The sequence below is a fragment of the Prosthecobacter sp. genome (genome assembly GCF_044222565.1).
GTDB lineage: Bacteria > Verrucomicrobiota > Verrucomicrobiia > Verrucomicrobiales > Verrucomicrobiaceae > Prosthecobacter.
Genome location: NZ_JBGANA010000010.1, coordinates 148,107 through 169,989, shown reverse-complemented (window position 1 = coordinate 169,989; position 21,883 = coordinate 148,107). Strand labels below are relative to the sequence as shown.

At 60.8% G+C, this 21,883-nt stretch carries 20 protein-coding genes; 16 read left to right on the top strand and 4 right to left on the bottom strand.

The annotated features are described in order from the left end of the window. The first annotated feature begins 130 nt into the window (after nucleotides 1-130). Together ACILSR_RS16360 and ACILSR_RS16355 are read left to right on the top strand one after the other, a co-directional pair. On the top strand, nucleotides 131-652 hold the full coding sequence (locus ACILSR_RS16360; protein ID WP_395750863.1) for a pentapeptide repeat-containing protein: 522 nt from the start codon (nucleotides 131-133) through the stop codon (nucleotides 650-652). A gap of 284 nt (nucleotides 653-936) precedes the next feature. After that, nucleotides 937-1,155 (top strand): transposase, encoded by a 219-nt coding sequence (locus ACILSR_RS16355; RefSeq protein ID WP_395750862.1) that lies wholly within the window; start codon nucleotides 937-939, stop codon nucleotides 1,153-1,155. Between the two features lie 15 nt (nucleotides 1,156-1,170). On the opposite strand, the gene ACILSR_RS16350 is transcribed toward ACILSR_RS16355, so the two are convergent. The 3 genes from ACILSR_RS16350 to ACILSR_RS16340 form a co-directional block, all read right to left on the bottom strand. Next, a complete protein-coding gene (locus ACILSR_RS16350) occupies nucleotides 1,171-3,228 on the bottom strand; it encodes a prolyl oligopeptidase family serine peptidase (RefSeq protein ID WP_395750861.1) in 2,058 nt (685 codons plus the stop codon). 58 nt (nucleotides 3,229-3,286) lie between these two features. Next, on the bottom strand, nucleotides 3,287-3,691 hold the full coding sequence (locus tag ACILSR_RS16345) for a type II secretion system protein (protein ID WP_395750860.1): 405 nt from the start codon (nucleotides 3,689-3,691) through the stop codon (nucleotides 3,287-3,289). Nucleotides 3,692-3,827: 136 nt separating this feature from the next. Then, nucleotides 3,828-4,694: a class I SAM-dependent methyltransferase gene (locus tag ACILSR_RS16340; protein WP_395750859.1), complete on the bottom strand. Its 867-nt coding sequence runs from the start codon at nucleotides 4,692-4,694 to the stop codon at nucleotides 3,828-3,830. 221 nt (nucleotides 4,695-4,915) lie between these two features. Between ACILSR_RS16340 and ACILSR_RS16335 the strand changes: the two genes are divergently transcribed. The 5 genes from ACILSR_RS16335 to ACILSR_RS16315 all read left to right on the top strand — a co-directional run bounded on the left by ACILSR_RS16335 (nucleotide 4,916) and on the right by ACILSR_RS16315 (nucleotide 11,437). Then, nucleotides 4,916-5,932: an NAD-dependent epimerase/dehydratase family protein gene (locus ACILSR_RS16335; RefSeq protein WP_395750858.1), complete on the top strand. Its 1,017-nt coding sequence runs from the start codon at nucleotides 4,916-4,918 to the stop codon at nucleotides 5,930-5,932. Nucleotides 5,933-5,951: 19 nt separating this feature from the next. Further along, nucleotides 5,952-6,491, top strand: a complete 540-nt coding sequence (locus tag ACILSR_RS16330; RefSeq protein ID WP_395750857.1) for an acyltransferase — start codon at nucleotides 5,952-5,954, stop codon at nucleotides 6,489-6,491. Nucleotides 6,492-6,617: 126 nt separating this feature from the next. After that, complete coding sequence (locus tag ACILSR_RS16325) at nucleotides 6,618-8,654, top strand: hypothetical protein (RefSeq protein ID WP_395750856.1); 2,037 nt, start codon at nucleotides 6,618-6,620, stop codon at nucleotides 8,652-8,654. Nucleotides 8,655-9,056: 402 nt separating this feature from the next. Then, nucleotides 9,057-10,016 carry a GDP-mannose 4,6-dehydratase gene (locus tag ACILSR_RS16320; protein WP_395750855.1) on the top strand — a complete coding sequence of 320 codons (960 nt, stop codon included), beginning with the start codon at nucleotides 9,057-9,059 and terminating at the stop codon, nucleotides 10,014-10,016. Beyond that, entirely contained in the window at nucleotides 10,013-11,437 is a 1,425-nt protein-coding gene (locus ACILSR_RS16315) for a glycosyltransferase (protein ID WP_395750854.1), read from the top strand. The genes ACILSR_RS16320 and ACILSR_RS16315 overlap by 4 nt, the downstream gene beginning before the upstream one ends. 270 nt (nucleotides 11,438-11,707) lie before the next feature. On the opposite strand, the gene ACILSR_RS16310 is transcribed toward ACILSR_RS16315, so the two are convergent. Then, nucleotides 11,708-12,826 carry a glycosyltransferase gene (locus ACILSR_RS16310; RefSeq protein WP_395750853.1) on the bottom strand — a complete coding sequence of 373 codons (1,119 nt, stop codon included), beginning with the start codon at nucleotides 12,824-12,826 and terminating at the stop codon, nucleotides 11,708-11,710. Between the two features lie 129 nt (nucleotides 12,827-12,955). Here ACILSR_RS16310 and ACILSR_RS16305 point away from each other — a divergent pair, with 129 nt between their 5' ends. From ACILSR_RS16305 to ACILSR_RS16265, 9 genes are all read left to right on the top strand, one after another. Next, entirely contained in the window at nucleotides 12,956-14,098 is a 1,143-nt protein-coding gene (locus tag ACILSR_RS16305; protein ID WP_395750852.1) for a glycosyltransferase family 61 protein, read from the top strand. Further along, complete coding sequence (locus ACILSR_RS16300) at nucleotides 14,095-15,177, top strand: glycosyltransferase family 9 protein (RefSeq protein ID WP_395750851.1); 1,083 nt, start codon at nucleotides 14,095-14,097, stop codon at nucleotides 15,175-15,177. The genes ACILSR_RS16305 and ACILSR_RS16300 overlap by 4 nt, the downstream gene beginning before the upstream one ends. Nucleotides 15,178-15,420: 243 nt before the next feature. Then, entirely contained in the window at nucleotides 15,421-16,209 is a 789-nt protein-coding gene (locus ACILSR_RS16295; protein ID WP_395750850.1) for a transketolase, read from the top strand. After that, complete coding sequence (locus ACILSR_RS16290) at nucleotides 16,206-17,087, top strand: transketolase family protein (RefSeq protein WP_395750849.1); 882 nt, start codon at nucleotides 16,206-16,208, stop codon at nucleotides 17,085-17,087. Before ACILSR_RS16295 ends, ACILSR_RS16290 begins: the two co-directional genes overlap by 4 nt. Further along, entirely contained in the window at nucleotides 17,080-18,108 is a 1,029-nt protein-coding gene (locus ACILSR_RS16285; protein WP_395750848.1) for an NAD-dependent epimerase/dehydratase family protein, read from the top strand. Before ACILSR_RS16290 ends, ACILSR_RS16285 begins: the two co-directional genes overlap by 8 nt. 7 nt (nucleotides 18,109-18,115) lie before the next feature. After that, nucleotides 18,116-19,039, top strand: a complete 924-nt coding sequence (locus tag ACILSR_RS16280) for a GDP-L-fucose synthase family protein (protein ID WP_395750847.1) — start codon at nucleotides 18,116-18,118, stop codon at nucleotides 19,037-19,039. Then, nucleotides 19,036-19,962 carry a hypothetical protein gene (locus tag ACILSR_RS16275; protein WP_395750846.1) on the top strand — a complete coding sequence of 309 codons (927 nt, stop codon included), beginning with the start codon at nucleotides 19,036-19,038 and terminating at the stop codon, nucleotides 19,960-19,962. Before ACILSR_RS16280 ends, ACILSR_RS16275 begins: the two co-directional genes overlap by 4 nt. Nucleotides 19,963-20,083: 121 nt before the next feature. Beyond that, nucleotides 20,084-20,839, top strand: a complete 756-nt coding sequence (locus ACILSR_RS16270) for a crotonobetainyl-CoA--carnitine CoA-transferase (protein ID WP_395750845.1) — start codon at nucleotides 20,084-20,086, stop codon at nucleotides 20,837-20,839. Between the two features lie 15 nt (nucleotides 20,840-20,854). Further along, nucleotides 20,855-21,670, top strand: a complete 816-nt coding sequence (locus ACILSR_RS16265) for a hypothetical protein (RefSeq protein WP_395750844.1) — start codon at nucleotides 20,855-20,857, stop codon at nucleotides 21,668-21,670. Nucleotides 21,671-21,883 lie beyond the last annotated feature (213 nt).

Below are 21,883 nucleotides of genomic sequence, written 5' to 3'. Positions count from 1 at the left end.
AAAGCTACGAAACGCGACTGATTTTGTAGGCGCTCCCCCTGTGATCAGCCGGGAACGGGCAGACAAATTTCAAACAAACACATTACAATACCTGCCTTTACCCGGGCCTGAGCGATGTGAAAATTACCCTATGGAAAAGACGACATGCCTGGAAATTCTGAAACAGGGTTCCTACGCTTGGAACACCTTTCTTCTGGACGAAGGTCTGCAAACGGCCTGCCTCAGCGAAGCTTATCTCAAGGGCGCAGACCTCCGCCGTGTAAATCTGGCGCAGGCGGATCTTCATCTGGCCAACCTCAATGGCGCAGACCTCAGTCTGGCCAACCTGCAAGGCGCCGACCTCAGCCTGGCCGATCTCCGCGGTGCCAACCTCAACGGAGCGGACCTCAGCCTTGCCAACCTCGAAGGTGCCGACCTGCGCGGGGCTAAATGCACCGGAGTGCGGCTTCTGGGCGCGGACCTGCGCCGTGCCAACTTTCATGACACCGACCTGCGTCGCGCCAATTTTGCCAACGCGATTCTTTGCGGCGCTGACCTGGGCGGCACGCGCCTGATCCGCGCCAACCTCGCGGGTGCCGATCTCGGTGGCGCGGATCTGACGGGCGTGGAAATGGTGGAGAGCAGGCCGGAGACCGTCCGCACCGCTGCTTAGTTGTCCAGTTGCGCCGCAACTGGAGTTCTGGACAGACTGGGCAACGCACCAGTTCGGCTGCTTTTCGCCCATGCACAAACAGCGTCTTCTTTGCGCGATTTAGCGTCTGCGAAATCGAATGGATGGGCTGGGATATGCTCAGCGTAAGGGCGGTAAATCGGCCCCCGCATGCACCTCGCCCGTCAACATCATGGAACAAGGCAGCCCTCGTCTCCAGACGGGTGGGGACATTAGAGCCGGGCTCGGTTTTACGCACATCATCTCACCCCTCTCTTCCCCACATCATGCCCCGCGCCTCACGTTACTCACCCGCTGAAAAGGCCGCCATCGTGGCCGCTGCCCGCTCCCGCATTCGCCTTGGAGAAAGCTGCAAGGAGATCGCCCATCAGCTGGGCGTGAACCAGCCCTCCCTGCGCGGCTGGCTTCGTGAATCGACGCTGGACATGCTCTATCCGCCTCTGCCGCCCTGCATGCCGCGCAATCGCTCGGCATGCCCGCAGTGAGGTTTGGCAGGCAGGCTACTTGCTCTTCACCTGCCAGTGGTCATCGAAAAAGTCGGCGGCCACGACCTTGCCGGCGGCTTCCGCGCTCGGTGGCTGGGTGATGTCCAGGATGGCCCAGTCGGGCAGCTTCGGATTTTGCAGCGAGTTGGTCTTGTCATGCGCCTCCCGGAAGGTGAGGCCGGAATTGATCACCACTTCAAATCCCGGTGACTTCAGGCAGGGATAAGTCAGCAGCGGGACATGCGTCTTCGCATCGAACGACTGTCCGGCCATGGTCACCTTCTCCGCACTCCATTGCACCGGGAGAGATTTGGCGAGTTGCTTGATGCAGGAGTTCGACTCCGGTGTGCCCCACAGGATGAGGCTCTGCGTTTTGCCCGCCTCGTAAACATCTCCCACATCCCCAGCTTTCACCACCCGCACATCACCCCGCATGAGGCCTCTCCAACGCTGGATGAAGTGTTCGGACTCTGCCTTCACCCAGGCATCCACTTCCGCCGAAGAGGATTTGCCATCGGGCAGCACCACGAGGAAGCGCTTCAGGAAACTCGCGTCCATCGGGCCGGGGTGCGCCCCCGGCTTGCCGCCGGCGGGCGTGTCATGCTGAAACGGCTCCGCATTGCCAAAGTCACGCCACTGACCGTTCTCCTTGATCAGGCGGCAGAAGGCGCCGGCCACCTTCGGCCCGGGCGTCATGAAGGTCTCAAACTGCGGCGCCACAGGGCCGGTCTTCAGCGTCAGCGTCGCACCGTCGATCTTCAGCGTCAGCGATCCCCCGCCCTGCCGAAGCTGCGGCGGCGGGTAGAAGACGATCCGCGTCACGTTCTGCGTTTTGATCTCCAGCGTCTGCCCGTCCACCACCTTCGCATCCAGCCTTGCCTCCTTCCAGCTTTCCTCCATCCCGTGCAGGTTCAGCCACTTCATGCGGCCATAGAAAGGCGTTTTCGTCTGGATGTGGACTTCGTTCGGGAAAAGATCGCGCCCTTTGGCCACCGCCTTTTCAATCCACGCCTGCACCTCCTTGATCGTTTCCGGATGGTATTTGTGCGGCATGCCGGGGCCGATGAGATGCGGCGGATGGATGTCCTGCTTGGCCAGCACCTCCATCATGTACTCCGCTGAGTCACGCTGCGCATCCACCTCGCCGCTGTAGCTGATCAGCGGCACGTTGAAGAAATTCCGCGCGTAATCCGGCACGTCATACACACCCCACAGCGTCTGTTCATACGCCACGGGATATTTGTCCGGTGTGAGCTTCTGGTAGCGCTTCACATCCGCAAATCCCGCACCCGTATGCACACAGGCCCACTGGTCTGCAAAATGTGCGCCCAGATGCCACGCGCCCGCGCCGCCCATGCTGAAACCCGCCAGAGCCACGCGATTGCTGTCCACGTTGAAGCGTTTCATCGCATCATCACGGCATTCAAACACATCCGTCTCACCCGCGCTCTTCCAGCCATTGCAGTAACGGCCAAAGGGATGAATCACTATCGTGCCCGCAGGCTGAAACTGCCCCGGCTTCTTTGCCGTCAGCTTGGAATACACAAACGGCAGGTCCGTGGCGGTGTCTCCACGGCCATGCAGCCAGATCCACATCGGCACGGGCTTCTTCCCTGCACCAAACTCCAGCCCCTCCGGCACCTCCACGCCATAGGGCTGCGGCGAGTCGTCGATCTTTGAGTAGAAACCCAGCACTTTCTGCCCGCTGCCATTCATCCAAGGCGTTTCATTTTTACCGAGCGATGCGATGCGCTTCTTCGCTTCGTCGAGGAGAAGCGTGGCCTTTTTGATGCCATCCTCCGGCTTCTTGTCATACCATTCATGGAACTCCAGCGCATAGCGCACTGCTTTGAGGAAAATGTCCGCATCCGCCGCACGCGGATGTTTCTTCACCGCCTGAAAAGATTTCGTGACTGCCGCCAGTTCTTTGGCGATGCCCGCTTCCTGCTCTGCGGAAAGCGCCGCCGCGGGTTTCGGCGGCAGACTGCCTTTGAAGGAGGCCGTGGCACCATTCGGGCTGAGCTGCGCCTGGGCAGTCACAGCAAGCAGGGAGAGAAAAAGAAGACGCTTCATGGGAGAAGCTTAAACGCAGTCTCCCGGCAAATTTAACCAACAGATGCAGCCACACACATCAATGTCCGCTGGCAGGTTGCCCGCCTTGCGCATCAAAGAACAGCTCGCCTGTCGCACGCACCCCGATGTAGATGTAGGTGCCCTCCACCTGGTCTGCGCTCACCGTCGATTGAAAATTCATGTTGGCGAGCGAACCACCATTCGGTTTCCGGCCTGCCAGCACCGCCGCCACCTGGGTGGCCACATCTCCCCCAGGCCATTTCACCCCCGCCGCGGCGCCTGTGGTGTAGGCCAGCAGGATGTTCTGCGCATTGCGCTTGTCCTTCACCTTGTCAGCCGTGCCCGAGAGAAAACTCAGGTTCGGGATCACAATCGCAGCCAGCAGACCAATGATGACCATCACCGTCAGGAGTTCAATCAAGCTGAACCCCGACTGGCGACGATCAGGCTGGGTGGTTTTCATGAGCAGGAGGAGGTGGCTCGGGGAATCAACTGCATTTCAACAGTTTAATCCCCCAAAGGTCCCCTCGTTCCACGCGCCCACCATTGCATGAATATTCAAACCTCGTTAACCGCGGCTGATGATCAGCCCCTTTAATTCACACCATTTTAAGCCAGCGCGCCAGAGTCCCAAAGGGAACCTCCGGCACCCCTGCCTCACCCGTGAGCAAAATCTCCCCGCTCTCGACTCTGCCGCCAAAGACGCTGAACTCCTGCCGCATGAGATGCTGCAGCGTGGTGGGAGAAACCACCCCCTGCCGGCAGCAAACGATGACTCCAATCGGCTTGTCCGAAAGCAGGCCGCTCACCGTGCCGAGCAGTGCGCCAAGATCCCGCTCGATCTCAAATCCCCGCTTCGCGTCCTTCGGCGTATGCGGATCGATCACGATCAAATCATAGCGCGTCGTCTGCGTGCGTTCCCGCTGGGCAAACTTCACCGGATCATCCACCACCCAGCGGATGTCGCGATTCGCCAGCGTGTTGATCGCGGCATGATCGCGTGCCCGTTTGATGGCATCTGCCGAGGCATCCACATGCGCCACCGCCGCACCGGCCTGCGCCGCCGCGAGAGTGAAGCCACCGGCTCCGCCAAAGAGATTCAGCACCCGCGCCGGACGCCGCTGCTGCTCGGCAAAGGTCACGCACGCGGCGCTCACACGCTCCCACTCCTCCTCCAGTTCCGGGGCCAGGCCGCGCACACCGCCCTGGGGAGAAAGAATAAAGCGCACGCTGCCAATGCGCAGCTTCATCGGCTCTTTCACATCTCGCTTCAGATCCACGGCCTTGCGCCATTCACCGCCCGGCAGCTTGCGCCGCCACCACGCCGCATGACTCGCGCGGGAGGAGACGAGGGTGCCCAGTTTTTCGAGCACGCGCCCGCCGCCGCTGTCGAGGAGAGCATATGATTCTGGGTCGGATTCGGTTTCGGCCATGCCCGACTTTGGACGGCTGCGAGTGGCAGACAAGGAGGATTCATGCCATTGATCAAAGTGGCCGCCCGCCGCATCCGTAGTGCTGCTCCCTCGCCACTGTCCGCGGCAGTCCCAAAAGAGCCGCGCACAGCAGAGCTGAAGCCTTCCACAGAACAAACTTTACACCCCCTTCATATCACCTATGATTGACGGCATTCCCAGCAAATGACTGCTTGGGTTTTTATTTTTTAGGTGGCAATTTTTACAGGCACGTCATGATAATAGTAACTGGGGCAACGGGGTTTATTGGGCGCGTTTTGATCGCTGACATTCTAAACAAAATGGCAGGTCAGAAAGTTCTCTGCCTGGTCAAACCGGATGACGGAACGGAGCTCGAAAGCAGCGGACGGAAAATTCTGGACGATTTAGGCGTTGAATACCGGTTCGTCGATTTGATGCACACCGTCAGCGCACCGTTAGTTTTGCCAGAACCAGTTCACTCGATTTTCCATCTGGCGGCAATCACCAACACTGGCGACCCCGATCACACGATCAACCAAATCGGCACAGCCAATTTGTTGAGGCTGCTCGGCACGGCAGTCGGCGCCCACACTCGCTTTATTTTTGCCAGCACCGTGTCCACGATCGACAACCGCCGCGACATGAATGCCGCCGCGGTCGAAAGCACGGATTTGTTAAGGCCGTTTCACACTTACGGACGGGCGAAGCGAGACACCGAAGCGATCCTGCGCGAACAAAGCGAAAAGCTTGGGTTTGAACTCGTGCTGTTTCGCTTTTGCGCGGTGTTTGGCGCCAATAACAACCTTAAAGGATTTTACGGGCAGTTTGCGAGCATGGCCAAAAACGGGGCTTTGCTCGGTCGCATCAACTTCCCGGGCAAGGTTGCAATCATTTATGTCAATGATCTGAGCGACCTGCTGATCCGCGCTGCAAAAATGCCGATGAGCAAAAAAGTCGAGCTCCTGCATCCGGTGGCGGAAAACCTCTCCATCGATGAAATATCCCAGACTTTTTCAGACGCGCTTGGCGTGAAGAGAAAGCGGATTGTTGTCCCCTCCTTTGTCTGGCAGCTCGCCCGCGTTGGCATCCGGGCGTTTTTTAAACTCGAAAAAGTAGCTCCCCACTTTTTGTACAACAAGATGTGGCAGCTGTACCTCCTGACCAGCAACGCTTATTATTGCGAATCGGAAAAGGTGCCGGAACTGTTTCCTGACTTTAAACCACGCAAATTTGCCGACACCTGCAAGGAACTCCTGGTAAGACTCCCATAAGATGTCGCTGATAGGTGAAATGCTCCAATTTGTGAAGCGCAACGGCCTGAAAAGCTGCTTCGTCATGCTGGCGGAAATTTACGTGGGCGGGCTTTTCAAGCTGCTCCCTGGCCCCGAGGGATTTTTGCTGCGCGCCTGGCTCTATCGCATGCTGTTTGCCAAATGTGGCAAGTCGCCCATCATTTATTCGCAGGTTCACATCTCCTTTTCGCATAAGATCATCGTTGGCAACCGCTTCGCCATCAATGTTAACAGTTATCTCGACGGCGGCGGCGGGTTGGAGTTCGGCGATGACATCATGATCGGCCCGAACTGCGTGATTTCGAGCCGCGAACACAGCTACATCGACCCGACCAAGCCAATGTCCGCGCAGCCGGTCAAATACGGCAAAGTCAAAGTCGGCAACAATGTCTGGATTGGTGCCAACTCTTTCATCAAAGTCGGAGTCACCATCGGCAATAACGTCATCATCGGCGCCGGCAGCGTGGTCACCCGGGATGTCCCCGACAACAGTGTTTACGGTGGCGTTCCCGCGAAGCTGCTCAAAGCGATGCACTGATGCATCCCCTGCGCACCTCGCGCGTGTGCAGGGTTCATCCAGCCCCGGTCCCTGCGGCATTTTTGAAGCTTGACTTTGCAAGGGCATCCGACCAAGACAAAGCGGTCTCCAATTCACCGGAACCCTATGAATCAGAATTCAGAAACGGCCAGCCCCCCTTTGGGTAAAGGCCAGAGCCCAGCCACTGCGGGTGCTGGTACATTTGCCTGGCGCAGGGCTTGGTTGAAGCGCATTTACGGCGGCGGGCTGGTGATTTTCCTCTTGTCGAGATTTCTCGGCATCTGGGGCGGCTATTTCACCGGAGAAACCGCCAGAAACGGAGGCGATGCCATGACCTACCTGTGGCATGCACGCAACTGCATGCTCGGCTATCCGACCAACCTGCCTTCGGTGCAGTCCGCCAAACAGCAGCTTGCGGAAAATCACTCGCAGTTCGGCGTCGATGGAGAGTTTCCCCTGTTCATTCATGCGCGTCTTCAAGGTTCGGCGACGCCGCTGTTTGACCTGGTGCTGGGCAGCATGCATGCGCTGGTGCGGGATGACGGGCTGGCCTACGCCTTGGTGGAGACTCTCACCGCCTTGATCGTGGCGGCGGGCGCCGGCTGCGTCCTCAGACGCCTGGCTGGCCGGCGAGCCGCGGGGCTGGCACTCCTCGCCATGTCGGTCATCATATTGCCGCGCCAGGGCATTGACACGATGATCGCCTCGCTGGCGGCGACTGGACTGACGTTGTGGATGTCCGGAGCCTTGCTGCGGGTGGGACGCCCCTCCTGGGGATGGATTGCCACAGGCGCGATCTGCCTTTCTTTGGTGCACGCCATTGGCATTGTTTTCCTGGCCTACCTGGGTGCGCTCGCCGCAGTCATTTCCTGGCGCCGGCGCGAGCCTCTTTTGAAGGGGCGGGCCGCCTGCTTCGCCGTCATCGCCGCCATCGCCGTGGGGCTCAGGCTGATTGCTTACAAGCTGGTGCCTGGAATGAACATCGCCAATGAATATCACAGCGCGGCTCATACGCTGAGCCACGTCGGTGAGAACGCCGAAAGATCGGTCCGCTTTATCTATGATATGCTGAGAAAGAATCTCGCGGTCCTGCTGTTGCTGCTTGTGGCGGCGGGCAGTTTGCGGCGGCGCTTTTTCACCCCGCGTGTGTGCTGGGTGCTCATGGCCTGGGGACTGGCATCACTCGCCACCTTCCTTCATCACCTGCCGGGCTATAAGGCGGATTTGTTCGGACGTGTGCTGGTCATTTCAGCATTTGTGCTCTGCGGAGTGGCTGCGCGCGCATGGTTCCACCGGTCCCATCCATGGTGGCTGCGCGCGGCGGTGTGCGCTTTTTTCGCCATGCAGGTCACCCGATGGGTGGGAACGCAGATGGGAGAGCAGATGCATTTCAACTGGTACGCATTTGATCTCAACCGTACCGGCGAAGTTCTCAAACAGCATAAGCCAGCGGAAAAACTCCTCGTCGTGGAAGGCGAACAGTCACTGCAGGCGGCGATGCTGGCTGGCGGCGAAAACCGGGAGGTCATTTGGATGCCCGCCTATGCCAAAGAGCCGCAGCCGTGGAAGGTGGCGATGGAACAGAGTGACTGGTTGGGAATCGTGGCTCCGCCGCGCGAACTGAACTGCCTGGCCATGATCCGCCCACAGGGATTTTCACGCATGCGGTTGGGCGTGTCGTTCGATGCCTGCTCCGCCATCCAGGTCGAAGCCCAGGATCACCGTGCCCTGCCGGCCCTCACCTTGACATTCCTTTCCGCTGAGGAGCTGAGCCAGGTTCTTTTTGTCCCTTATGACAATGAAGGCGGCAGGATGACGATCGATGTATTGACCATCAAACAAAGCAGTTCAGGGCTTGAATGGACCGTGTCGGGAAGTGGCGTCCACCGCCTGGACATCATGCTGCCGGAGGGAAGCAACTGGCTGGTGGGACTCCGGGAGCCCGCCACAAATGCCGGCCTTCACTGGCCTTGGAATTCGGGGCTCAACATGCGCTATGCAGCCCGCAATGTGCGGGCCTCGCCAATGTACACGGTCGATTTCAACCTGCACCACGCGCTTAAACTTCAGGCCTCGGTGAATCTGCCGCCACCTCCATTTGCGATCACTCCACTGGATGACTCGGCCGGCCTGATTTTTTACCAGCGTCAGACACCCCGCTGACGGCAGCTGAAGAAGGACCGTTCCGCCGCCATTCCCCCTGCGCGGCTGCAGCGATTTGGGCGTCTTAATCGACTCGAATGCAAAGAGATGGAACCATCCCGCCAAACCCTTGTTTTTCGGGGGCAGAAAAACATTGCAATGTCAACGAGGCCAAGCCATTTGCTCTTTTGTGCGATCCAGCTTGGGAGCATGCCCCATACACCCGGCTCGCCTCCCACCTATATATATGCAGAGTGACGCAACCGAATTGACTCCATGGGCAAAGCCGTGCTTTTGCGGCGGAGAACTCAATTCGGTGACGGCAGCGGTCTCAGGTGATTGGATCTCCGGCGGCCCACCCATTTTGAAATTTAAAGCCAGGGTGGCGAAAATCAGCAGCCCCAACCCAGGAAAGACCGTACAATGAGCCTAAGCGTCATCATTGGCAGCGAAGGCCAGGATGGCCGGCTGCTGTATGACCAGCTCGTCGCGGCGGGAGAAAGCGTGGTGGGCATCGGCCGCGGCGGCGTCAGGTCGCACGGCTGCGAAGTCCCGCCTTTCCACGGCATTGCCGATGCAAAATCCGTGCGCGATCTCGTGCGCGAGACCAGGCCCTCTGCCCTCTACTATCTCGCCTCCTTTCACCATTCCTCGCAGGAAAATGCGCTGACAGATGCCTCCGCGCTGATGACACCCAGTCTGGAAGTGCATGTGACTGGCCTGCTGCATTTTCTGGACGCGCTCAAGCACGAGGCCCCCGGCTGCCACGTCTTTTACGCAGCTTCCGCACTCGTCTTTGGCGATGGCAACGGCTCCGTGCTGCAGGATGAGAACACGCCCCTGCGCCCGCGCTGCATCTACGGCATCACCAAGACCGCTGGCATCCACCTCTGCCAGAAGCATCGGGAAAAAGACGGCCTGCCGGCCTCCGCCGGCATCCTCTTCAACCACGAGTGCCATTTGCGGCAGGAGAAGTTCGTTTCCAAAAAGATCATCAATGCCGCCGTGCGCATCAAGCAGGGCCGCCAGGATCATCTCGTGCTGGGGAACCTTTCCGCCCAGGTGGACTGGGGCTACGCGCCGGACTACGTGAAGGCCATGCGCGCCATCTGCGCCCTGCCGCAGGGGGATGACTTCGTCATCGCCACCGGCACGCTGCACACCGTGCAGGAGTTTGTGGACGCCGCCTTCGGCGCTCTCGGGCTGGACTCCCGCAACCACGTCAGCCAGGCCCAGGCAGGGCAGGTGCTGACCCGCTCGCGCTGCGCCATGGCAGGAGACTCCTCCCGTCTCACACGCGCCACGGGCTGGAAGCCCGAAACCAGTTTCGCGCAAATGATTGAGAACATGGTTCAACACGCACTTCAGGAACACATTCAATGAACAGGCTGCTGGTTTTTATTCCCACGTACAACGAACACGAAAACGTCGGTCCGCTGCATGCGGAACTGCGCAAGCTGCCGCTGGACTTTGACATTCTGTTCATGGATGACGGCTCACCGGACGGCACCGGAAAAATTCTCGATGACATGGCGGCCAGAGACCCCCGCATGAAGGTCATCCACCGCGAGGGCAAGCTGGGCATCGGCAGTGCTCACTTCACCGCCATCCGCCATGCGTGCGAGCAGGGCTACGATGTCCTCGTCACCATGGACTGTGACTTCACGCACAATCCCGCAGACATCCCCCGCCTGCTCGAAAAACTCTCGGGTTATGACATCGCTGTTGGCTCCCGCTACTGCAACCCCGACAGCCTCCAGGGCTGGAGTCTGCCGCGCAAAATGCTCACGCATTTCGGCCACTTCCTCACCTCCAACCTGCTGGGCCTGCCGCAGGATGCCAGTGGCGGCCTCCGCGCCTACGATCTGAAGCGGATCAACCACCACGCCTTCGGCCCCATCCAGTCACGCAGCTATTCGTTCTTCTTTGAGAGCCTGTATGTCCTCATCAAACAGGGCTACAAGGTCAGTGAACTGCCCATCACCCTTTCCGCACGCACTTACGGCCACTCCAAGATGAGCCTGCGTGAAGCGGCTCGCAGCGCCACCTTCCTCGTGCGCCTCTGCCTGGAAAACATCGTCAACCCAGGCCGCTTCCACCCTTCCCGCGATCCCGACCGCATCGAGCCCGGCCTCAGCGATCCGCAAAACTGGGAGCCCTACTGGCGCCAAAAGAGCCGCCTCAGCGCCTTCGTCTATGAGGTGATTGCCACAGTTTACCGCCGTCTCATCATTCGCCGAAATCTCGAGCGCGCCATCCGCCGCGAGTTCCGTCCCGGCTCCGCCCTCCTGCACGCCGGCTGCGGCAGCGGCCAGATCGACGTGAGCCTCCACGCCAGCTATCAGATCACCGCCCTCGACATCTCGCTGGCGGCGCTTGAACTTTACTCGCGCTACAATCCTCAGGTGCACCGCCTCGAGCAGGGCAGCGCGCTGGCCCTGCACCATCCGGACGGCACCTTCGATGGCGTGTACAATCTCGGCGTCGTGGAGCATTTCTCCCACGAGCAGATCGAAACCATCTGCCGTGAGTTTTATCGCGTGCTCAAGCCCGGCGGCAAAATCGTCATCTTCTGGCCTCATCGCAAGGCCACCAGCGTCTTCGTCCTCAAAGTCTGGCGTTACATTCTGGACAACATCCTCAAAAAGCCCGGCGAATTCCATCCGCCCGAACCCTCCCTCGTGGAGTCCGAAAGCCAGGCCCGCGGCTTCCTCGAACGCACCGGCTACAAATTCGTGAGCTACGAATTCGGCCCTCGCGACATCTTCATCCAGGCCGTCGTCGTCGGGCAGAAACCTGCTTAATACCACGATCTGTTGAAAAAGGGTCTATGATCACCCACAAACACTTCGCCTGACACCGCAACTGTCGCGTTGTTCTCGGATACAAATTTCAAACAGCGGACGCATGCTGGACCGTAGGATGGGTGTGGCAACAGCCCGCCCGTCTAAGAGCGCATCGCAAGCACTGTGGCGTAAGAGCGTCCTCGCCCACTGCTCGTTTTGATACGCTTGAAAGTAGCACGGGCAATCCTGCCCGTGTACAACGCGTGGCCCAGGGCAGGATTGCCCGCGTTACGTCGCAGCCTTCGCTCCCGGGTTGCAAAGGCCCTCATACAGCCTCCGCAACGCCTCAATATAATCCTCCATGCGCGCCTGTCGCGCCCACTGCTCGTTTTGATACGCCATCAGCCGTCCGCGGAACTCACCATCCGTCAGACACAGCTGCACTTTGCGCAAATAGTCCGCATCATCATTCAAATCAAACAGCCCCGGATGCTCCGCACCCAGCGCGGCCACATTCCCCTCGATTCGGCTGGCCACGATGGGCACGCCACACGCCATCCCCTGCAGCAGCACCATCGGCTGGCCCTCCCACGTCGAAGGCAGCAGCAGCACATCAAGCGATTGCAACCACGGGGCGATCGGCCGCTTGTTCCCCACAAGCTTGAGCACATCTCCCACACCCGCAGCCGCGATCTCACTCTCAAGCGTGGGACGCATCATGCCCTCCCCAAAAATAAGCCCCCGACACGCCGGCAGCGCCTTTTTTAGGCCCGTCATCATGCGCACCGTGGCCGAATGATTCTTTTGCGAAGAAAGCGAGGCGATGCCACCAACGATCTGCCCCTGCGCATCCAGCCCCAGCGATTCACGCAAGGCAGCCCGGTTCTTCACCGGAGCAAACACACGCGTGTCCACCGTGTTCGCCATCACGTGAGTGATCTCACGCGGCACCTTCAAGGCAAGGATGATGTCGTCCCGCGTCTGCTCAGAAAGCGTGATCTGCGCGGCCGTGATCTTCGACAGCATGCGCAGGGTAAACCAGCGCCTGCGCCGCTCCCGATTAAAAGTCTTATGATGATGCATCACTGCCGGCAGACCCGCCAGCCTCGCCGCCAACACGGCATACACATGCGCATTGTAGACATGCGAGTGCACCACATCGATCCGCCGCTCCCGCAGCCAGCGTGAGAGACGCCACACACCCAAGAGACTGAAGCGGCGGCTGCGTGCGGCACGCAGCAGTTGCACCGGCACGCCCGCCTCGCTGGCCTCCGCACCGGCCACACCCAGTTCCCGCAGGCACACGGGCAGGATCTCCACGCCCGGCACTCCCGCAGATGCCAGCGAAAGCACAATATCCTCAGCGCCGCCGACTGGCATGCTGATGAATACGTGGGCTGCTCTCATGAATGGGGTGTGTCGGGAGGGTATCGGGTGATTACTCGTAGCGCGGTGAAATGGTGGCGCAACCACCGGTCCGGCATTTGATTTGCACACCCGCCCCACGCGGATTAGAGGCACGTTTTCACCTCTTTCATGAAGTCCCACGCCCGCAGCATCCTGGACGCCTACAACCGCCTGCTCCGGCTTTGCGGCCGCCGCCTGCGAGTGTCGGAAGCTGACAAAGCCGTGGGCCTCCAGGAGCGCCGCACCGTCGTCTCCGGCGGCAGCCGCAGCGACACCAATCCCCTTGAGATCAAAGTCAACGGCCCCGAGACCGCCACCTTCGATTTCGACTGGCCCACCGCCGAACTCTTCCGGCTCCGCGACGTCTGGCTCACCGGCGATCAAGGCCAGGTCTTCCTCGAGGACGGCAGCCTCTTCGAACCGTGGGTGCGGCCCTACAATCTAGCGAAGCTCAAAATCTCGCAGCCGCTGAAACTCGGCGCTACCCAGATCAAGGGACCCGTCTTCCACCTCACCGGCCGCAACCACGAAAACCGCGGCCACTTCATGCTCCAGCATCTGCCGCGCCTCATGGCCGCTCGCGACTACCTCAAGTCACTGCCAGACTACCGCATCCTCGTCGCTCCCGGCCATTCGCGCTGGCAGGGCCGCTACATCGCCTGGGCCGGACTCGATCCCTCCAAGCTCGTTGAAGGCACCCGCGGCACCATGCAGGTGGATGACCTCATCTTCATCCCCAATCTCTACGGCAAGTCCTCCCTCTGCCCGCCGCCCTTCTACAACGAACTCTCCGACTGCGCCGCCAGCTACCCCGTCCCCGACGGCCCCGGCCGCCCCCTCTTCATCACCCGCCGCGACGCTCCCGACAAGCAGCTCATGAACGAGGAGCGCATCGTCGAAATCCTCCGCAGTAAGATCGGCCCCGTCGATCTCATCCGACTCGGCGAACATCCCCTGCCCGACCAAATCGGCATGTTCCGCGCCGCGCCGCTTGTCATGGGCGCCATCGGCCAGGGCATCTGCAACGTCCTCTTCTGCAAGACCACCCTGCTCGTCATGCTCGCCCCCGGCACGCCCGACAAGCAGGTCTACACCACCTCCCACGGTGCCCAGCTTGCCCGCATCTGCGGCAACGAAGCCCTCACCTTCCTCTCCAACGAACCCGCCCCCTCGCGTGGCGACTGGACCTTCCCTGAAGAGCGCTTCATCACACTGCTCGATCGCCTGCTGCAGCAACCCGAAGCCGCCCGGATCAAACCCGCCGCAACGTGAGCAAACCCTGGCAGCCTCGACGCATCCTCGCGATCAAAAACAAGCATCTCGGCGATGTCATCTGCGGCGTGCCCGCATTCCGTGCTCTGCACAATGCTTTCCCAAACGCGGAGCTAGACGTCATCGTCTCCCCCGGCAGCCGCGATCTCATCGCCGGCTTCGACTGGATTCACGCCGTCATCGAATCCCCCCGCAAACTCAAAGGCCTCGCCCGCGTGCGCGATGAACTGCGCGTCGCGCACGCCGTCGCCACCGGCGGCTACGATCTCGTTGTGGACTTCACCTGGAGCGACCGCGCCATGTGGTACGCCGCTCTCAGCCGCGCCAGCCGCCGCTGGGCCATTCAAGTCACCGCAGGCTCCAAGCTCAAGCCGCACATCTTCAACGGCTACGGCGGCAAGCCCGACCGCAGCCACCACGTCATGGAGCACGAGCGCGAGTTCCTCATGCGCATGGGTATTCCGTACTACGACATCCATCCGGATTTCCCGCCCACACCCTCCGAAGATCAAGAAGCACGCGACTGGCTCGCCACGCACAACGTCCAACGCGACAAACTCGTCGTCGTGCATCCCACCTCCCGCTGGCTCTTCAAATGCTGGCACGACGAACGCGTGGCCGAAGTCATCGACTGGCTCACCACCCAGGGCTGGCAGCCCGTCGTCACCTGCGGCCCTTCCGCCGACGAACTCAAACGCGCCCGCAACATCGTCAGCCTCGTGAAACAGCCCTGCCTTTCCCGCCTCGGCGACATGAGCCTCCGCCACCTCGCCTCCTTCATGCGCCAGGCACGCTTCTTCTTCGGCATGGACTCCGCCCCCTCCCACATGGCCTCCGCCGTGGGCCTCCCCGCCGTCATCCTCTTCGGCCCCTCCCAAGTCAAACGCTGGCGCCCCTTCGGCGACCAGCACATCATCCTCCACCGCGACTGCCCCTGCATCGCCGCCCGCGGCGCCGAACTCGCCTGCGACAAAACGCAAATCGTCAAATGCATGAGCGCCATCACCACCGCTGAAGTGACTGCCGCCATTCAGTCACGATTCCCAGCCTCGGACTCATCAATCAGGTCTCAAAGCTGAAAGCCCTCAAGAGCGCCGCCCAGGCAAAGGCTACATCGATAGCTTTCACCACTTTTATGAGTCAGTCTCGAACTGAGAACCATCCCTGAATCTCCTTTTCACAATCGAGCTCCCCCTCAACTTCAGGCACTCTCAAATCATAAATCATAAATCGTAAATCATAAATCCCCCGCCATTTCCCATTCCACCCTCTCTCACGATTTCATCTTGCTGCACCCTGCCTGCTGGCTTTGTATCCGCCCAGTGAATCAACCCGAAACAGAGGCCCAAATCCGGGGCATCCGAGAGAACATCATCCGCGCAGCCAGCGTCGCGGGAGAGGGGCATATTGCCAGCGCCTTCTCCATCCTCGACATCCTGTATGTGCTCTATCACAACATCCTGCGCAATGACCCCCAGCAGCCGCAGGACCCGCAGCGCGACCGCTTTGTTCTGAGCAAGGGCCACGCCTCCCTCGGCATCTACGGCATCCTCGCTGAGCGCGGCTTTTTCCCCAAGGAAGAGCTCAATACCTTCGCCTCCTCCAGCGGCCGACTCGGCGGCCACCCCGACTCCCGCAAAGTCCCCGGCGTCGAGGCCTCCACCGGCTCCCTCGGCCACGGCATGCCCATGGCCGCAGGCATGGCCCTCGGCTTGAAAATCAAATCCTCCGCCTCCCGCGTCGTCTGCATCGTCGGCGATGGCGAATGCAATGAAGGCGCAGTCTGGGAAGGCGCCCTCCTCGCCGCCCATCACAAGCTCGGCAACTTCACCTGCGTCGTCGATTACAATCACTCCGGCGACCGCGCCCTGATGCTCGGCGACATCGTCGCCAAGTTCCGTTCCTTCGGCTGGGCCACCACCGAGGTCGATGGCCACAACCACGAGCAGCTTCAGGCCGCACTCGCACCGAACGGCGGCGACATCCCCCGCGCCGTCATCGCCAACACCATCAAAGGCCACGGCTGCAAAGACATGGAACACAATCCCGCGTGGCATCACAAGGCCCCCAAGGCGGACGAACTGGAGGCTTTGCTCGCCCAACTGACATGAGAAAGCAGTTTGTCACCACCACCGAGCGCCTGCTCGATGAAGACGAGCGCGTCGTCGTCCTCCTCGGCGACATCGGCGTCTTCGCCTTCCGCAACGCCTTCAAAAAGCACCCGCAGCGCATCATCAATATCGGCATCCTTGAGCAGGCCACCGTCAGCGTCGCCGCCGGTCTGGCAAAGGAGGGCTTCATCCCCCTCTTCCACAGCATCGCCCCCTTCGTCGTCGAGCGCGCCTTCGAGCAGATCAAGGTGGACTTCGGCTACCAGTCCCTTGGCGGCAATTTCGTCTCCGTCGGCGGCTCCTACGACTACGCCGCCCTCGGCTGCTCCCACCACTGCCCCGGCGATGTCTCGCTCATGCAGGCCATCCCCGGCGTCGAGATCATCGTCCCCGGCCATCCCGCGGAACTCGACGCCCTGATGTCGAAGACCTACGCCAGCGGCCACCCCACCTACTACCGTCTCTCCGAGCGCTCCAATCGTAGCGCTCAAGACGTTACATTCGGTAGCGCAAAAGTTATTCACACCGGCAAGGGCCCCACCGTTGTAACGGTCGGTCCGTTTCTGGATCGCGTCACGGAAGCCCTCGCAGGCACCGACGCCACCATCCTCTACTACACCACCATCACCCCCTTCGACGCCGCCACGCTCCAGCAGCATGCCGGCGATGGCCGCATCCTCTGCGTCGAGCCCTTCTACGAAGGCACCCTCGCCGCCAGCGTGACCCAGGCCCTGCGTGGCAAACGCATCGCCCTCAGCAGCATGGGCGTGCCTCGCGAGTTCCTCACCGCCTACGGCCCCGCCGCCTACCACGATCAAGCCTGCGGCCTCCTCCCAGCGGACATCCGCGCCCGCTACGACGAGCTTCTCCATGTCTAGTTCCTACTTCCACGCCGATGCCGGCATCGCCCTCGACGGCGTCCCTCGCGAACCCTTGCAGGATGCCCGCGTACTCCTCACCGGCGCCTCCGGCGTCGTCGGCATCCACATGGCCGCCGCCTTTCGCCGCCTGATCGACGAAGGCTCCAAACTCCGCCTGCAGGTCACTTTTCAAAGCCCCGTCACCGGCGTCATCGCCGAGATGCTCGATCACCCGCAGATCTCCATCCGTCGCGGCGACCTGACCGATCCCACCTTCCGCCGCAGCCTCGATCAAGCCGACCTCATCCTGCACGCCGCCGGCTACGGCCAGCCCGGTCGCTTCCTGGAAAACCCCGGCAAAACCATCCGCCTCAACACCGAGGCCACCTTGGACCTTCTGGAAAAAGTCCCCACCGGCGGCCGCTTCCTCTTCGTCAGCACCAGCGAGCTCTACGTCGGCCTGCCCGCCGGTGAACCCAACAGCGAAGACCGCATCGGCACCACCAACACCACCCATCCACGCGCCTGCTACATCGAGGGCAAGCGCTGTGGTGAAGCCGCCTGCAACGCCGCCCGCTCCAGTGGCATCCAGGCCGTGTCCGCCCGCCTCGCTCTCGCCTACGGCCCCGGCGCGCATGCGCATGACCGCCGCGTCCTCTACACCTTCATCGAAAAAGCGCTCCATCAGGGCGAGATCGCCATGATGGATCACGGCGAGGCCCGCCGCATCTACTGCTACGCCCCGGACGCCGTCCGCATCATGCTCCGCGCCGTGCTGGAAGGCCGCGAACCCATCTACAATGTCGGTGGCCGTGGCGTCCTCCTCATCCGCGAAGTCGCCGAGAAAATCGGTGCCCAGCTCGGCGTGCCCGTGCGCCTGCCGGAGACCGCCAAACCACTCGAAGGAGCCCCCGCGGAAGTGGGCATCGACATGGGCTTGTACGAGCGGGAGTTCGGCCCCCTCAAATACGTTGACTTTGACGAGGGACTTCGTAGAACCATCGCATGGCACCGCCGGGAAAAACCGGCCGGTGCTTGATTGATCTATGGCTCGTTATCTCGTTACCGGCAGCGCCGGCATGTTGGGTTCCTCGCTTCGCCGTCTGCTGGGCGAAGAAGGTGCGGTGTATCTGACACGGGAGGATGCAGACCTGACCAGTTTTGAGGCCACCATGGCCCTCTTTCGCATTCACAAGCCCGAGTTCGTCATCCACTGCGCCGCCGTCGTCGGCGGCATCGGCAGCAACAGCATCCACTCCGGCGAGTACTTCCGGCACAATATCCTGATCAATCTGAACGTGCTGGAAGCCGCGCGTCAGACCGGCGTGAAGCGCCTCATCTCCTTCATGTCCACCTGCGTGTTCCCGGACAAAACGGAATACCCGCTCAAGGAAAAGGACCTCCACAACGGCCCCCCGCACCCGTCCAATTTCGGCTACGCCTACGCCAAACGCATGCTCGATGTGCAAAGCTCCGCCTACCGCAAGGAGTGGAACTGCGACTTCATCGTCGCCATCCCCACCAACATGTACGGCCCCGGCGATGACTTCGCCATGGAAGGCGGCCACGTCATCCCCTCCCTCATCCACCGCTGCTACCTACGCCAGCAGGAGGGCGCCGACCTCCCCGCCTGGGGCAGCGGCTCCCCCCTGCGCGAGTTTGTGTATGTCGATGACATCGCCCGCCTCACCCTCTGGGCCTTGGAAAACTACCGCGAAGAGGAGCCCATCATCTTCTCCTCCGGCATCGAGCGCAGCATCAAGGAACTCGTCGAAATCGTCGCCGACAAGATGAAGTTCACCGGCAAAATCGTCTGGGACTCCACCAAGCCCGACGGCCAGTTCCGCAAGCCCTCGGACACCACCAAGCTCAGCACCTACCTCCCCGACTTCCAGTTCACCCCCCTCGACGAAGGCATCGAAAAAAGCGTCGCGTGGTTCAAGGCCAACTATCCCAACATCCGCCAATGACCGTCCAAACCATCCAGCCCGCCGACCTCGAAGCCATCCTGGGCGAGCCGATCACCGAGCGCCTCACCAAGCGTCTCGCCGAATTCGATCTGCGCTTCACCGAGATCACCCCCGAGGAGCGCGACCAGTACATCCTGGAAGCCGTGCGCGCATTGGTAAACCCCGAGCTCAAAGTCGCAGGCGAGCACCGCATCGGCGACTGGGAAAAAGGCTGGGGCGAGAACTTCGACATCTTCTGCAAAACCGGCAATCCCGACGCCGCTGTGCCCCTTTACTTTGGCAAGCACCCCATCGTCCGCTTCCGCCGCCGCTGGGTGCGCCCGGTCTCCGAATCCTTCGACTACCGCATCATCTGCCTCCTCGTCGAGTACGCCATGGAGCGTTACATGAAGGACGCCGCCGGCATCTACGAGTTCGGCTGCGGCCCCGGCTACCACCTCCTGCGCGCCCGCAAGATCAATCCCACCGCCCATCTCGTCGGCCTCGACTGGACCACCGCCTCGCAGAAAATCCTCAACGGCATGGCAGCGAGCGGCATCGATCCCAATCTCGAAGGCCGCAACTTCGACTTCTACCACCCCGACGAAACGCTGGAGTTCCTCCCCAACAGCGTCGCCTACAGCGTCGCCGCGCTGGAGCAGATCGGCCCCCGCCACGAGGAGTTCATCCAGTTCATGCTGCGCAAGAAGCCGGGCCTCATCGTCCACTTTGAGCCCATCGACGAAGTCCTCGAAAAAGACGACCTGCACGACCAGCTCTCCGTCTTGTACTCAAACAAGCGCAACTACCTCCGCGGCTACCTCCCCCGCCTCGAAGAACTCGAACGCGAAGGCAAGCTCACCATCCACCGCAAGCAGCGCGTCCACAGCGGCAGCTTCTTCATCGAAGGGCATTCGCTCATCGTCTGGTCCCCCAACCGCTAGGAAAGCCTGAACCAATCTCGCTGCACAGAATTGAACATCCCAAAACTCAGACTCTGAATGTTTTCTCTGCGGTCTTCTAATCTCTCGCGTTGTTAAATCCGAGTTCCCCTAAAGCCATCTCATGAGCGATTCATTCAACGTCGTTAATTTTGCCTCCCCCGATGAGCGCGAGCGCCGCAAGGCGATGACCAGCCTCATCGAAAACTGCCCCATTCCTCCCGAGGAGCGCATGGACAACATGGGCCTCTTCCTCAGCTCCAAGACCTGGGCACGCCTCAAGTTCATGGACTTCATGTACCAGAAGATCGTCGAACTCCCCGGCGTCATCATGGAGTTCGGCACCCGCTGGGGCCAGAACATCGCCACCTTCGCCGCACTGCGCGGCATCTACGAGCCCTTCCATCGTCATCGCAAGATCATCGCCTTCGATACCTTCGAAGGCTTCCCCCACACCGCCAATCAGGACGGCGACGGCGGCATCATGCGTCAGGGCGGCTACTCCGTGACCGACGGTTACAAAGAGTACCTCACCAAGATCATGGAATTCCATGAGGCGGAAAATCCCCTCGGCCACATCCGCAAATTCGAACTCGTTCAGGGAGACGTCTGCGAAACCCTTCCCGTCTATCTCGAACAGCACCAGGAGACCATCGTCGCCCTCGCCTACTTCGATCTCGATCTCTACGCACCCACCAAGAAGTGCCTCGAACTCCTCAAGCCCCGCCTCACCAAAGGCAGCGTCCTCGGCTTCGATGAACTCAATGAGCACGCCACTCCCGGTGAAACACTCGCCGTCATGGAGGCTCTCGGCTTGGGGAATATCGCGTTGCGCCGCCTGCCCTACACCTCGCGCACGAGCTACTGCGTCATCGAGTAAACCCTCTTCGCCACCATGACGGACTCCCAGCCGGACAGCGCCTTCACGCTCGTCGTGCCTTCGTGCGATTTCTATTCGGACACCTGGCCCTACTTCTTCCACTTCCTGTTCAAGTACTGGCCCGACATCCCCGCGCCCATCTACCTCCTGTCCAACCACCTCAGCTATGACGACCCGCGCGTCCACACCATCAAAGTGGGCGATGACCACCAGTGGGGCGACAACCTCCGCGCCGCCCTCCCCCAAGTCCCCGGCGATGTCCTCCTCATGCTGCTGGACGACTTCTTCCTCAACCAGCCCGTCATCACCAAAGACGTGAAGGAGGCCGTGCAGCGCTTCCGCCAGATGAACGGCCGCTACCTCGGCATCGATCATTTCAAAAAGCAGGGCACGCCCATTCCCGGCACCACCTGGCACGCCATCCTGCCCGAGCCCCCCTGCGTCGGCCTCAATGCCACGATCTGGAGCGCCGCTCAATTGCAAGCCGTCGCCAACTCCCCCGGCATGAACATCTGGCAGGCCGAAAACCGCGCCAAGCAGCTCGCCCGCGAGGATCAGACCGGCCACTTCTACATTGGCCCGGAAGGCAAGGCCCTCATGACCTACCAGGAATCCATCAAAGGCCTCTTCTGGAAACCCTCCACGCTCGACTTCTTCAAAAAAGAAAAAGTCCCCCTCAGCGCCACCCCCCGCCCCTGCCCCCCCCAAGGCCAGGACCCCATTTCCAAATTCATCCGCAGCTGGAAAAAACGCAGCTTCCGAAACTGGCTCCGCAAGCGCTCCGAAAAAATGTCCAGCGAAGGCACCACCGTGGTCAAACCGCTGAGTTAAATCAACGCCGTTAAATTAAGACACTTCAACACCATTGCTTGGACTCTTAATTCCTAAAAATTCGCGGATATTCGCGCCCATTCGCGTTGTGGATCCTGAGTTTGAGGAGCAACAAGCGGCGGCTTGGTAAAACCTCCTGAGTAACGACATCGCAAACCGGCTCTGAACCCATTCTGGAAAATCTCCGGCCATCCCCCGCAAAAAAACAGCACC

What these genes read in the sequence shown, in the direction of transcription:
- ACILSR_RS16360 (WP_395750863.1), top strand. Translation starts at nt 131, where the DNA reads ATGGAAAAGACGACATGCCTGGAAATTCTGAAACAGGGTTCCTACGCT.
- ACILSR_RS16275 (WP_395750846.1), top strand. Translation starts at nt 19,036, where the DNA reads ATGACCGTCCAAACCATCCAGCCCGCCGACCTCGAAGCCATCCTGGGC.
- ACILSR_RS16350 (WP_395750861.1), bottom strand. Translation starts at nt 3,228, where the DNA reads ATGAAGCGTCTTCTTTTTCTCTCCCTGCTTGCTGTGACTGCCCAGGCG.
- ACILSR_RS16310 (WP_395750853.1), bottom strand. Translation starts at nt 12,826, where the DNA reads ATGAGAGCAGCCCACGTATTCATCAGCATGCCAGTCGGCGGCGCTGAG.
- ACILSR_RS16270 (WP_395750845.1), top strand. Translation starts at nt 20,084, where the DNA reads ATGAGCGATTCATTCAACGTCGTTAATTTTGCCTCCCCCGATGAGCGC.
- ACILSR_RS16265 (WP_395750844.1), top strand. Translation starts at nt 20,855, where the DNA reads ATGACGGACTCCCAGCCGGACAGCGCCTTCACGCTCGTCGTGCCTTCG.
- ACILSR_RS16335 (WP_395750858.1), top strand. Translation starts at nt 4,916, where the DNA reads ATGATAATAGTAACTGGGGCAACGGGGTTTATTGGGCGCGTTTTGATC.
- ACILSR_RS16355 (WP_395750862.1), top strand. Translation starts at nt 937, where the DNA reads ATGCCCCGCGCCTCACGTTACTCACCCGCTGAAAAGGCCGCCATCGTG.
- ACILSR_RS16285 (WP_395750848.1), top strand. Translation starts at nt 17,080, where the DNA reads ATGTCTAGTTCCTACTTCCACGCCGATGCCGGCATCGCCCTCGACGGC.
- ACILSR_RS16305 (WP_395750852.1), top strand. Translation starts at nt 12,956, where the DNA reads ATGAAGTCCCACGCCCGCAGCATCCTGGACGCCTACAACCGCCTGCTC.
- ACILSR_RS16290 (WP_395750849.1), top strand. Translation starts at nt 16,206, where the DNA reads ATGAGAAAGCAGTTTGTCACCACCACCGAGCGCCTGCTCGATGAAGAC.
- ACILSR_RS16325 (WP_395750856.1), top strand. Translation starts at nt 6,618, where the DNA reads ATGAATCAGAATTCAGAAACGGCCAGCCCCCCTTTGGGTAAAGGCCAG.
- ACILSR_RS16345 (WP_395750860.1), bottom strand. Translation starts at nt 3,691, where the DNA reads ATGAAAACCACCCAGCCTGATCGTCGCCAGTCGGGGTTCAGCTTGATT.
- ACILSR_RS16330 (WP_395750857.1), top strand. Translation starts at nt 5,952, where the DNA reads ATGCTCCAATTTGTGAAGCGCAACGGCCTGAAAAGCTGCTTCGTCATG.
- ACILSR_RS16315 (WP_395750854.1), top strand. Translation starts at nt 10,013, where the DNA reads ATGAACAGGCTGCTGGTTTTTATTCCCACGTACAACGAACACGAAAAC.
- ACILSR_RS16320 (WP_395750855.1), top strand. Translation starts at nt 9,057, where the DNA reads ATGAGCCTAAGCGTCATCATTGGCAGCGAAGGCCAGGATGGCCGGCTG.
- ACILSR_RS16280 (WP_395750847.1), top strand. Translation starts at nt 18,116, where the DNA reads ATGGCTCGTTATCTCGTTACCGGCAGCGCCGGCATGTTGGGTTCCTCG.